This is a genomic window from [Zimmermannella] alba NBRC 15616 (genome assembly GCF_001570905.1).
In the GTDB taxonomy this organism is placed as follows: domain Bacteria; phylum Actinomycetota; class Actinomycetes; order Actinomycetales; family Microbacteriaceae; genus Pseudoclavibacter; species Pseudoclavibacter albus.
Window position 1 is genome coordinate 24227 of the sequence record NZ_BCSO01000013.1, and the last position, 12378, is coordinate 36604.

The window sequence follows — 12378 nt, forward strand, 5'->3', positions numbered from 1 at the left end:
TCATGGGCCTGGCCCGGAGGTGCGCGGAGGGTCGCAAAGGTTCACACCGTGAAGAAAGTTCCGCTGCACGGCCGCTCCGAACGCTCGCTCCTGTCGATGCTGGGACAGGAGGGGTCTGGGGACGTGCTGTCTGCGCTGGACCGGAGTGTTCTAGGCACCCTGCTGCCAGCAGGGTGCCCGGGGATTGCCGGGGCGCCGCCGTGCACAACTGCAGTGGATTCTTGAGCCAGCCGCTTCGTCTGCCGCGCCGAGCCGCGTCAGTCCGCGGATGCACGAGGGCTCGTCACGCCATAGCTCGCGGATCTCCTGCAGTTGTGCACGCGACAGCGGGGTGGCTTGTCGCGGGCATCTCGCCGCCCAGCCGAAATCTCCTGCAGTTGTGCACGACCGGCGCGTGATCGCTTCGCCGGATTTCCGACCTCGGGCGGTCATGACTCTGCGAGGCCGGGACATCGCGCCGCGGCCTGAGCCGTACTCAGGCCTCAGCAGGAACGTGCTACCTGATGAGCCTTCAGCTGCCGCAGCCGGCAGGTTCCCCGCTCGCGCGGGGAGCACCAGTGGGCCGAGCTCAAGCAGTCCGAAGTGCCGGGATCACCCCCGCTCGCGCGGGGAGCACTCGCCCACGAGCGGGAAGGTGACGTCGGAGGTGGGATCACCCCCGCTCGCGCGGGGAGCACCTCGTCGAGAAGCGCCGTCGCGTCATGCAGTGGGGATCACCCCCGCTCGCGCGGGGAGCACCTTCGTCGAAATCGTCTTCTTCATGCTGCTTCCGGATCACCCCCGCTCGCGCGGGGAGCACACGCATCTGGCTGGTCGTCTCGCGCACACGGATGGATCACCCCCGCTCGCGCGGGGAGCACTCAGGGTGGCTTTGCGTGCCGTGAGTCGGGATGGGATCACCCCCGCTCGCGCGGGGAGCACACCTCGGAGTGCCACCATCCCTCGTCGACGAGGGGATCACCCCCGCTCGCGCGGGGAGCACTTGCCTTCGTTGCATTGCATTGCCCGCCTGGCAGGATCACCCCCGCTCGCGCGGGGAGCACTCGATGAGCGTGCCGCGCGTCTACGGCAGGAGAGGATCACCCCCGCTCGCGCGGGGAGCACGAGGGTGGCCTGCGTCTCGGCCTGCTTGAGCGCGGATCACCCCCGCTCGCGCGGGGAGCACAGCGCGCCGCCTCGGTCCGTGAAAAGTCGCCAAGGATCACCCCCGCTCGCGCAGGGAGCACGTTATGGCGACGGGTGCGGCTTCGTCCGGTGTGGGATCACCCCCGCTCGCGCGGGGAGCACCAGCCGACGCCAACACCACAAGCTGCGCACGCCGGATCACCCCCGCTCGCGCGGGGAGCACTGCACGGTGTAGGTGATGAGCTGGCCGCTGGGGGGATCACCCCCGCTCGCGCGGGGAGCACTTCGGCGGCCTGCTCGTCGTCCTCGTCAGCATCGGATCACCCCCGCTCGCGCGGGGAGCACCCAACCGCAGCGATGAGCCAGCCAAGGCCGAAGGGATCACCCCCGCTCGCGCGGGGAGCACCCTGGTATCGCGTACAGGCTCCCGAGCACCGCGGGATCACCCCCGCTCGCGCGGGGAGCACTCCAAGAGTGGCGCGCACAGGCGTGGTGTGAGCGGATCACCCCCGCTCGCGCGGGGAGCACAGCCTTTCTCTCCGACGGGGTTTCTCGTGCTGCGGATCACCCCCGCTCGCGCGGGGAGCACCTAATCGGCCCCTGCTCGCGGTCCTCGGAGCGCGGATCACCCCCGCTCGCGCGGGGAGCACTCAGTGCTCACCGTGCTCCGGCAAGTGTTCGCGGGATCACCCCCGCTCGCGCGGGGAGCACGCTGTCGTGGGCTCAAGCTGCAGCTCATACTGGGGATCACCCCCGCTCGCGCGGGGAGCACGGATGCGCTCGCCAAATGTCCAATCGGGAGGGGGGATCACCCCCGCTCGCGCGGGGAGCACCACCACGGTCGAGATGATGAGTCGGCGAGTGTGGGATCACCCCCGCTCGCGCGGGGAGCACAACCCAAGTAGCTCCGACCCCCCATCCCCAGGCGGATCACCCCCGCTCGCGCGGGGAGCACTTCATCCCAAACCTCGGATACCCACCGTTTGAGGGATCACCCCCGCTCGCGCGGGGAGCACTACGACATCGAGGACGAGCGCGAATGGCGACGCGGATCACCCCCGCTCGCGCGGGGAGCACTCTTCGCGCAGCTCGGAGCCTGGATCGACAGTAGGATCACCCCCGCTCGCGCGGGGAGCACAGAAAGTGAGCGCCCCCGGTGCATGGATCGCGGGGATCACCCCCGCTCGCGCGGGGAGCACGCCGTGTCACTTGACACGTAGGTAGACGTGTCGGGATCACCCCCGCTCGCGCGGGGAGCACATCGTCGCACCCGGCGGGCGTGGCTCGTTTCTGGGATCACCCCCGCTCGCGCGGGGAGCACTCCATTTCGAGCCACTTAGACGACATGCCCCGGGGATCACCCCCGCTCGCGCGGGGAGCACACTTCTTGATCAGGCTTTTTGATCCAATCCCGAGTCGACCCTAATGACTTTTCTTGCGAAGTCGCGACGCGCCGGACCATCCAGTTCTCATTTGCTGGCTTGACGGCGGAGCTGACCGTGGACGGAACAGCACCGTCATCCCCTCAACATCACGAGGCGTCCACTCGTGCCGATGAGTGCGATAGCCAAAGCCCTGCTCGACGGAGTGGTCTTCAAAGACGAGGAGGGCCCCGCCCGTCGCTGCTTCCGCAACGACGAGTTCCCAAAGACTGTCACGCAGACGCGGGTTCACTCGCCCAACGAAAACTCCGGCAGATATCTCGGCCAACCACCTCGTGAGGTGTCCGCGAAGGCCCACGGGGCAAGCGCGCAGTACCAAGACAATCATTTGAGCGACTCAGGGTCGAAGTAGTTCACTCCAGCGGCGACGACGTCTGCCCGGTCATCCCAAAGGCCGAGCGATGACATGTCTTCCTCTTGCGACATAACCAACAAATCTGGGTCCTCTGGCGACATGAGCTGAATCAGGTCGTCGACAATACGTTCCATAAGTCGGCTCGTGAGAATTCGGTCGCGCATTTCCCGTCGAACGGTCGACGCTAGATCATTCCCACGCGACATCCGCTCATCACCAAACTGCCAATTCGCAACGACTTCAAAAGCAGCCGGAATCGCCAATTCAGCCTTATACAAATCAGCGATGTCATACACAAAACTTCGATCATGGCCCGTGTGGACAAAGCCGAGCCCCGGCGACAGTCCCAACGCCGCGACAACGCCGTGCACCACCCCATAGAGGCAGGCATTCGCGGCCGACAAGGCTTGATTGATCGGATCGGCGTCAGCAAAGTCATGAGGGTCATACGTTCGTCGCGTCCATTCGACTCCGGTCTCTCGAGACCATTGACGATAGATACGGCGAACACGGGCGCCTTCCCGCCCACGCAATTGCTGCATCGTGAGCGCAGAAACGTCTTCTCCCGGAAAACGCCTGGAATACATCGCTCGGGCCACAGCAAGGCGAGAGTGAGTGTTTGACACTAATCTCGCCTGCCGTTCGAGCAGTCGCGTTGATCGCCCCAGCGGTCGCCCACTGGCGTAGTAACGCACGCCTCGCTCACCCACCCAGACGACCGCACATCCACCGTCAGCCACCACTGACATTGCCGCGTGAGTTACGCGCGTGCCAGGCCCAAGCATCAATACTGCGAGACCTGCGCTCGGAATGTACATGGTCCCGTTCTCGTCACTCGCGGTCACCGCATTGTCGTCACGAGCAATGGTGCATTGCTCGAGATATAGGAAGCTCACGCGATCTTCAACTCGAGCGAGCTCCCCGGGCGGTGTCGGTCGATACGCCAGCGACATGTCAACGTCACACAGTCAGCTGCTGAGTCGGAGCGAGCGTCAGCAGGCCACACCCGTAAGCCTTTCCTCGACCGACACCCGCGACAAGCGCCTGGCGGAGTCGGTCAACGTTCGTCACTTCGATCAGCCCATCGAACCGAGCCACACCGAGCGTGACGGTCTTGCCGTCGCGGGGAAAGCGAAGCGTTGCCCGTTCGGTGACGGTAACAGCGGCCTCAGCACCCTCGTCGCCTTCAAGCTCGACGCCCGCTGGCGGAAGAAACCGCACGCCCAACGTGTCGGCACGCTCACTGAGCCACCGCGTCTGCTGGGAAATTGTGACGTGTGCATATCGACGCTTCCGCCCCTCCGCGTCCGTCACCACATGGCTCGGGTTCGCGACGAGACGAAACGCAAATCGTTGCCCCACCTGGAGCCGAGCGAGGAGCCCGGCGTAGTCGCGAGACTCCCATGTCACCTGCTCCGACCATCCGGCCTGTTCCTGCACATGTTCGAACGAAGGCCGACCGCTGCTCAGCACATACAGCTTCACACCGTCACGGTCTCGATCGATCCGCCACAGCGGACGCGACTCAGTTCCGTGCGGAAACGCCGCCAAGACTGCCGCGTGCATCGCCTGCGGGTTAGCGAGCAGTTTCTGCGTGCCGCGTCTTGCCGGATTCAATTCCATCCGTGAGAGATACATGGTTATTCCTCTCCCAAAAGGGCCAGTGCATCGTGTTCGAGGACACGGCGCCCCACTGGGTTCGCCACCTCGAGCCACTCGAGGCGAATCTTGCGCCACGCATATTCACGATGACGCTGGTCAAAACTGATCGGCTCGTCGCGAACACGACCGTCAGCGATTTCACCTGCTTTGACATCTCGAGAAATCGCGAGTCGGACTGTCTGCGGCTGGTCGCGTCGGTACCACTCGGCGGCACGCCACGGCTCGCTCCGAAGAGCTTCAGACAGATCCGCGTCACGAACACCGAGCACCAATCGGGCGGACGGCGGGCACGCCCGACGCCCCAAATAGAGCGGAAAGACCGGTGAAGAAATCGCGTGTGCAAGACCCTCAAGCAGGCTGCTTTCACCTTCGAGACCAACGGTGAACTTCGCGTCGGTCAGGTAGTCACGGTAGGTCAGCGGCTTCGACTCACCAGTGCGCTGATGATGCACTGTCTGAAAGTCAGTGAGTCGGCGCCCGTGCTGGTCCGCACGTACACCGAACTTGAGTCCAGCTAGCTCGGTAAGAGGTTCGCTTCGACGAATACCCTTAGCCGCGGCAAGGAGACCAATCACGCCACTCTTTGTTGGCATCGCTTCAGTCGCGCGATGCACAAAGCGACTCCCGCTCCCCCAGGCCTGCAATGGTCCTGCGAGCTCAAGAACGAGAGTTGGCATTACTCGCCTCGGCCACTTGTCACCACGTCGCGGAGCTCTTCCAAGAGCTCCGGCATCGTGCATCGAGTGGCAATGCCCTCAGCACTTTCAATGGCGTCAGCACCGACGACATTCTCCGTTGCGATGAAGAACGCAGCCTCCGGAGCGGTTCCAAATGCCTCGTCCCCCGCTGCAGCCGTTTGAACCAGGCGTTCAACAGCCTCGGGCAACACACCCTGATCACTGCGGATCGCCGACTCGAATGCACCAACCAGGTTAATTGACTGGTCGCGACGCACTTCGACAAGGACAAAGCCCGGACGTGTGCGGTTCGCGAACGTGTTCTGCTTACCTGTCGGCATGCTCATGACAAATGATTGAACGAACGCACGAAGTCCGCGAAGCGCGGCTTCCTCATCCCCGAGCGAGTATTCAAGTTCAGTCATGTCGACGGTCGCGTACCGGTACAGCGTCGCCGAAGTGAACTCCACCGTGCCGAGCACGCCGGCGCCTGCACCCGTCTCTTCGGCGATGGGGTTGTCGTCCATGGCGGTAAAGAAGTCGAATTCGTTCACGGCAGGGTGCACGCTCAGTGCGTGACTGACCTGGCATGCCGCATCCACATTGAGTTCCGGGTCCTCGGCGACCATGCGACCAAACAGGGCAAGGTCAATCGAGCGGTCTTCAAGGAACGCTGCCTTGACCTCCTTCTTCACAAGCGCCGTGCCGTTGTGGGCGACGACCGCCAACTCCGCCAAACGCTCGATTTGCTTCCGCGCAAGAAAGAGAAGGTAACCGGTCTTCGTCGCAGTGCTGTTCTTCTCCGCCTTATCCGTCTTGATGTTCGCTGCAGCGAAGACTGCCTTGGAAAGGTCCAGGGCGGTGTCGGCGTCGATCGAAGCGTCGATCTCCTGAATCTTGGCGGCAACACGGTCTGCAGCCACACGCGTGCGCTCGCCGAGGTCGCTCATGTCGAGCGTCGACTGGAAGTCCCGACGAACGGCGTTCTTCCAGGCCTGGCTGGAAACGCGGGCACGGGTGACACCGCCGAAGACGGCAGTCTTCGGTGATCCGTTGTCGTCACGGTTGATGCAGGACGGCGGAACGGTCTGGAGGACGTGGATGTCGACAAAGGTACGAGTCATGATCTGCTCCAAAGGATTCTGCGCGGAGGCGCGAGATGGTTACGCGTGTGAGGTTTCGGTGGCGATATCAGCGGGGCGAGAAGCGCGGGCAATTGCGTCACGGCTCCATCGCAGTCGCGCCCGGTCGCGCGTCGCAGGGGAAGCGAAGTCGTAGAGGTCTGCTGCGAGACGCCCATAGTCAAGGCCGATTTCGGCTGACCGGAACTGACGAATGAGCCCGGTGATGTGACGGACAAGTTCCTCGTTCGTCGTGGAGGTCACGAGGGCGGAGAACCGTCGCATCGTGGGCTTCTCGCGATCCGCAGCATCATCGGGACGAGCCAGACGGCGAAGGGCTGCGCCAAGAGGAATGCCCGGTTGGTGCGCAGAAAACTCGCGTCCGCCTTGCTGGTGGAGTCCGAAGAGACCAAGCGATGTTGCGATCGCAAATTCCGCTCGACTCGGCTCGTGCCCATGCCCGATCAGACGCTCATCGATCCCATCGAACATGGCTCTGTAGGCGAGCGGGTCACGCCCCACAGGACCTGTCAGGCTCGCACGAAGCGCGGCAAGCTCTGCACGGGCAGCGCTCTCGTTACTCGCGCTCCCCGTACCGTGATAGCCACGCATGAGTTCGGTGGCTCGTCGCTGCACATGCTCACTCACGCCGTGCCGCGGCGAGAAGGTGTTCTCAGTCATCCCCGTGCTCCTCGTGTTCAGGGGTTGTGGGTGCGGAAGAATCTGCATTCGAGATCACGTCTCCGAGGGCCTTTCCAAGCTGCCAGCGGAATCGAGACGAGGCAGTACCGACCGTGAGCACTTGACCCTCTGGATGGAATCGGCTGTCAACCACACGCCCTACCCAAGCACCAGGTGGGGCTGCAGCCACCAATCGCTCAGCCGACGCCTGTGCAGCACCACGAACGTGCTGCGTCCACCGCGCAAGTGAACTGTTGAGATCGGAATCAATCCGAAGTGTGCCCAGCCATTCCGGGTAGCTTCGATCAAATTCCGCGAACAGTTCCGCTTCGGCACGAGCGCCCGCCCCGACAGCCTCACCACCCGCCGCCTGAGCAATGGCATTGGCCAGTGTCCGCACGGCTCGCGCAGCTTCCTCGGCACGCTGTGCCGCCTGAACGGCGAGCGACCTCAGCTGCTCTCCTTCAAGGGCAGTCAACCCGGCAACGAATCGCAACTCATCGGAGACAATGCGCTCATAGCTTGCGCTCTGCGTCCCATAGACAAACGACACCACACGAATATTGAGGAGCTTGTCTGCTTCGAGCGCCCCTGCTTCGATCAGGTGGCCAGCCCACACGAGGACGCCAGCGGGCGCTGAGGCCGCCACCGTTCCGTACTTCGTCTTGCGCTGTTCGATGTTGCCGTGCGGCAGCAAAGTCGATAGACCACGCCACATTGCACGCTCCCCAGACAGAGCCCGCGGCATGTAACGAACCGCCTTCGCCTTCGTCGTCTGCGGCTCGCTGAAACGCCACGGAGTCATGACCTCATTGACGTTTTGGGTGAGGTAGTCAATGGGATCGCCGTTCGCAACGAGGACCGCTGTGGCGACACCATCCTCAACACGAAGACGGAGCCGGCGCTGCGGCCAAGTAAGGAGACCGAGCAGGCCGTGCGGGCCACGTTCCTCGACGTCACGTTCGGTGACCGGGAGGGACGTTTCTTCCCAAATCGGGATGTCGCGCCGCGACCTCGGTTGACGGTCGAGGACAAGGTTGAGGAGGAGCGTCTCTCGGAGCGTGTCACCCTCGATCCACGTCCCACCGAGCCATCCGCACCACCCGATGCCGATTGGGTAACCCTTGCCACCCTTGACTCTCGGGTCTCCAACCGCGCCCATCTTGATGCCCGATGGGTCGTAGGCCTGACAGTGGACGAGCCAACGTGCTGCTTCTGCCAGCGACAATGTATTGAGTTCGCTCCGCATCGTGAACAGCGCACCGTCGGGATCGCTGTCAGGAACGATGAGACTCAGCGACTTCCATTCGTCCTTACTGTTGCGCAGCTCTGCGGTCTGCAGGAAGGGCGTTGGACCGCACAGGTCAAATCGTTCACGCCAGGTCTCGAGGTATGTGACGATCGGATCGATCGGCAGCTCCTCCAAGTGATAGAACTCATCCCACCCGCCGATGGGGTCGCCCTGAGGCACCGGATCGAGAGCTCGATACAGGATGGCAAGGAGCACGCGCAGCATGGCGAAGTCTTGGCTTGCCAGTTCCCCCTGCAAACGGCGAATCTCGTGGGCCTGCGAAAAGACCTCGGCAAGGCCAAGTTCACTCGTCGAGCCGTCCAGCAGTTCGACCAAGACCCAGGGCTCATCAATGAGGTTGAACGAAATCTCCTCTGTCGACGTCATGCTTGCTCCTTCACAACGACATGCTGGAGTCCGAGTTCTCGGTCGTAGCTGAGACGAACATTACTCAGCTCAAGTGAACCTTCCTCGTCGAAAACGAGGGGAATTGCGCCGCGGAGCCATCGTGAGTTCTGCCAATTCTGCTGGCCATTCGCCTCGAGTGCGTCGATGACAGCATTGATGTGCGCGGCATCACCGCGAAGCACGGCTGCGGGGAGTACCACCGAGCACTGCGCAACAGCCTTCGCGAGTTCGTCAGCCACCTCGAGGTCGTCGAGTCGCGCACCCCCGTAGGGTGCAGGTAGCCACGGCATTGCGTGGAGGACTCCATTCAGACGTTGCACGGCCACAACGGTGATCGTCTCGTCGGCATCGCGCACCTGTGCGCGACCGACGTCTTCCTGGGCTTCGCCCGCAGACAGCCGCGACCAGTCTTCAAGTCGCCCGGCCTGAGGTGCCGGAATAACGAAATTCGACGCGCTATCACGCTTGGCCTTGGTCCGGGCCTTGTGCCGTTCGTCAGCCATTCCCCAGGCTTCCTCCCAGCCGACCGGGCACTGAGTTGCCGGGTCGTACGCCTCACGAACCAGTGCTGCGACATGATCTGGCGACACGAACACATTGCCGTTGGCTCGCATGTGTCGTCCGAGGGCTGCAGCCGACCGCAGCAGAGTCGCGTCACCATAGATCGCTGCCGACCCCCGCTCGAGCCGAGGAGGCGTGGGAGCATCAAGCGAGTCAACACCTGTGATGACCAGCCGTGCATCCCGAAGACGTTCTGGCCGGGCGTTGACCGGACGAGCATGGCGGTGGACGCGCCCCGCACGTTGAATCACGAGGTCCATCGGCGCCCAGTCTGTGTACATCCGGTCGAAGTCGAGGTCCAGGCTCTGCTCGATCACCTGCGTGGCACACACGATGAGTCGATGCGGCCGGTCGCCGGGTGCCCCGAGTGCCGAGACAATGCGCTGTTCGAGCTCTCGGCGATCTCGCGCGAGGAACCGCGAGTGCAGCAAGACGACCTCGTTGCCGGGGAACCGCTCACGCAGTTTCGCGTAAACCTCCTGCGCCCGCGCGACTGTATTCCGCACGACAGCAACACAACCGCCGCCCTCGACGTCGTCGCACACACGGGCAACAAGGTCGTCGAGTTCGTCACCGATGACCTCAATGTCGAACTCACTTCGACGGGTTGACGGCTCGCAGGTGATGGCTCGGGAGTTCATTCCATCAGTCACGAGGACGAGCGGATAGTCACGACGGTCAGTAATTTCGTCGATCTCGTGCGTCATTGCGTCATCATCAAAACACGCCATGCCGGCGGCCCGTGCTCGTCCGCGCTCATATGCCGCAAGCAGCGAGCGGCGACGCTCTGGTGGCAGCGTTGCCGACAGGCCGATCACCGGAACACCTTCTGCCGCGAGCCATTCAAGTGCGCGCTCCAGGTAGACGAGCATGAAGTCATCGGCTGCGTGAAGCTCATCCAGGATGACCACTTTTCCGCTCATTCCCAGGTGCCTCAACACGAGATGCCGGGACTTCAACGCCAGGAACAAAAGCTGGTCGATCGTGCCGACAACGAAGTCAGCGAGAGCCGACGTCTTTCGGCCACGGAGCCACCAGTGAGCAACCGCGTTGTCGTGACTCTTGTGCGTGGCAGCCGAATCGTTGGCGTCATAGATCGGCGCGAGCTGTCGGGCCGTGCGGGCCAGCCCCGCGAATTCATCATTGAATTCAGCGAGCCCGTGACTCAACATCGTGGACACCCTCGCACCCACGGGAAGAGCACTGCCCATCCATGACAGCACACGAGAGAACATCGCGTCAGATGTCGCCCGCGTCGGCAGTCCGACAAACACGCCCGCAAGCCCAAACTTGGCCGCCAGCACTTCGGCCGCAGCAAGTGCGGCCTCGGTTTTTCCCTCACCTGTCGGGGCCTCCAAGATGAGCAGCGAGGGCGCCGTACAGCTCTCTGCAGCCCGAATGAGCGCAAGCTGTGACGGCCGGGGAACAGCGTCCGAAGGCAAACCAAAGCGGTTTCGGAACCAAGCCTCATCGATGGTCTGAGCCTCCGGACACCATGGCGCGGGGAGGTCAATTGCCTCGATTGCTTGCTTCGCCCGTCGTGTCGCTCCACCCGCCATCCAGTCGACGGCTGCACCACGAGCACCTAGCGGAAAGTACTCAGCGTTCGAGGCAATCCAGTCGCACTGAATCAAGAACCCTGCGAGGATGACTTGTGACGCTTGTCCCAGGCTCCTGTCTTGCACGAGAGAGAAGTCCAGCCCAGCCACACGGGCTGCTCGCTCAAGCAGCTCGAACCGGACTTTCGCCCACTCTGCAGATTCTCCTTGGACGGCGATCGGACGACGGGCGAGCCCCACCGGCACTTCTGGGAACACGCCGTGGTGACCACCCACAATGGTGGCCAGCACCCGAGCGGTGGCGGTTCGAACACCCTTCTGCGCGAACCATTCTTCGATCGCGAGTTTTCCGACGAGGCCATGTGGTGCGGCACGGCGTTCATCCTCGGTGATCGAGTGAAACCCGTAGCCAGCAGATTCCATTGCGAAGCGCAACTGAGGAACCTGGAGAGCAAAGGCCGCCGAGGCCTTGCCGATGTCGTGAACATTGGCAAGCCAGATGGCAATTCGGCGCGCAACATCCTCCGAGCCGAAGTCGGTGGCAAGGAGCTGCCGCTGCGATGTGCTCAGTCGCGTCGACCACAGTTGATCGGCCACAGCTGCTGTGTCGTCGAGGTGTCTCCACAGGGGCATCCAGCTCAGCCCATCATCGAGCGACTTCGCCCACGCGAACGCTGCTAACCCTTCCGGTTCAGGCTGCTCAGAAAGCGCGCTGCAATCCGCCACGAGGAACTCCTTTTGAGCAGGAGATTAGCAGCACCACAGGATGCTGAGAAGCAGTGACGCGTAAAGGGCAAAGGGAGTGAAGACGTGCCTGTTCTCGACACATCAGCAATGCGCCGAGAACTCCCACTGGTATGAGGAACAGGCCATACCGACACGGCGCCGAGGGCCACCCCGCAGACACGGGAAAGAGAAGTGATGGCGAACGAAGTCCAGGAAGCATGGTTCAAGTCCATGACCCATCCAGGGTGCCTCATGAAGGGGCTGCGGTAGCCTCTGCAAAACGCACGCCCCTAGGCTCATCCCATGCGCTCTGGTCACTCCACCCCCGCCACCTCGACACGAAGGGGTTTGTAGCGCTCTGGCGAGAGGCGCTCCTCGCACAGGCCGTGCTGCACGAGCGCACGCGCGGCTACCGAAACCATCCGCAACTCGAGCGCTTCCGCTCGCATCCTGAGCCGCTTCACGCGATCGCGCAGTACCTCGAGGTGGTGCACGCAGAGGCCGTGACTCGCGGCTACCGCTTCGATGCGAGCAAGATCGTGCGCCCCGAAGGGACAACACGATGCGAGCTCATCCCGGTCACCACCGGGCAACTCGCGTACGAGGCTGGGCACCGTCGCGCAAAGCTCATCGAACGCGCACCCGAGCAGCTGGCCCGGCTCGCTGGCGAGGCCATCACCCAGCATCCGATGTTCACGGTCATCGACGGACCTATCGCCGACAGGGAACGCCCCTACGCAGCCGAGTGACGCGAAAACCCCCACCGGAGT

General features: G+C 63.2%; 9 protein-coding genes and 1 CRISPR repeat array. Of the genes, 1 reads left to right on the top strand and 8 read right to left on the bottom strand.

Annotation, left to right across the window (positions count from 1 at the left end; all coding sequences use genetic code 11):
- Positions 1-527: 527 nt before the first annotated feature.
- Positions 528-2507: direct repeats of the CRISPR family, unit length 28 nt; unit sequence GGATCACCCCCGCTCGCGCGGGGAGCAC.
- A 40-nt stretch (positions 2508-2547) separates the two neighbouring features.
- Genes cas2e through ZAL01S_RS08485 form a run of 8 tightly spaced genes read right to left on the bottom strand, consistent with a single transcriptional unit; the run spans position 2548 to position 11608 of the window.
- Entirely contained in the window at positions 2548-2895 is a 348-nt protein-coding gene (cas2e, locus tag ZAL01S_RS09930) for a type I-E CRISPR-associated endoribonuclease Cas2e (RefSeq protein WP_083523209.1), read from the bottom strand.
- Entirely contained in the window at positions 2892-3875 is a 984-nt protein-coding gene (gene cas1e / locus ZAL01S_RS08455) for a type I-E CRISPR-associated endonuclease Cas1e (protein WP_066082213.1), read from the bottom strand. Before cas1e ends, cas2e begins: the two co-directional genes overlap by 4 nt.
- A gap of 7 nt (positions 3876-3882) precedes the next feature.
- Complete coding sequence (gene cas6e / locus ZAL01S_RS08460) at positions 3883-4560, bottom strand: type I-E CRISPR-associated protein Cas6/Cse3/CasE (protein ID WP_066082215.1); 678 nt, start codon at positions 4558-4560, stop codon at positions 3883-3885.
- 2 nt (positions 4561-4562) lie between these two features.
- A complete protein-coding gene (gene cas5e, locus ZAL01S_RS08465; protein WP_066082217.1) occupies positions 4563-5261 on the bottom strand; it encodes a type I-E CRISPR-associated protein Cas5/CasD in 699 nt (232 codons plus the stop codon).
- A complete protein-coding gene (gene cas7e / locus ZAL01S_RS08470) occupies positions 5261-6385 on the bottom strand; it encodes a type I-E CRISPR-associated protein Cas7/Cse4/CasC (RefSeq protein WP_066082219.1) in 1125 nt (374 codons plus the stop codon). The genes cas5e and cas7e overlap by 1 nt, the downstream gene beginning before the upstream one ends.
- 39 nt (positions 6386-6424) lie before the next feature.
- Entirely contained in the window at positions 6425-7063 is a 639-nt protein-coding gene (gene casB, locus ZAL01S_RS08475; RefSeq protein ID WP_066082221.1) for a type I-E CRISPR-associated protein Cse2/CasB, read from the bottom strand.
- Complete coding sequence (casA, locus tag ZAL01S_RS08480; protein WP_066082223.1) at positions 7056-8741, bottom strand: type I-E CRISPR-associated protein Cse1/CasA; 1686 nt, start codon at positions 8739-8741, stop codon at positions 7056-7058. The genes casB and casA overlap by 8 nt, the downstream gene beginning before the upstream one ends.
- Positions 8738-11608 (bottom strand): CRISPR-associated helicase/endonuclease Cas3, encoded by a 2871-nt coding sequence (locus tag ZAL01S_RS08485; RefSeq protein ID WP_066082225.1) that lies wholly within the window; start codon positions 11606-11608, stop codon positions 8738-8740. Before ZAL01S_RS08485 ends, casA begins: the two co-directional genes overlap by 4 nt.
- Positions 11609-11853: 245 nt before the next feature.
- Here ZAL01S_RS08485 and ZAL01S_RS08490 point away from each other — a divergent pair, with 245 nt between their 5' ends.
- Entirely contained in the window at positions 11854-12357 is a 504-nt protein-coding gene (locus ZAL01S_RS08490) for a pyrimidine dimer DNA glycosylase/endonuclease V (protein ID WP_083523211.1), read from the top strand.
- Positions 12358-12378 lie beyond the last annotated feature (21 nt).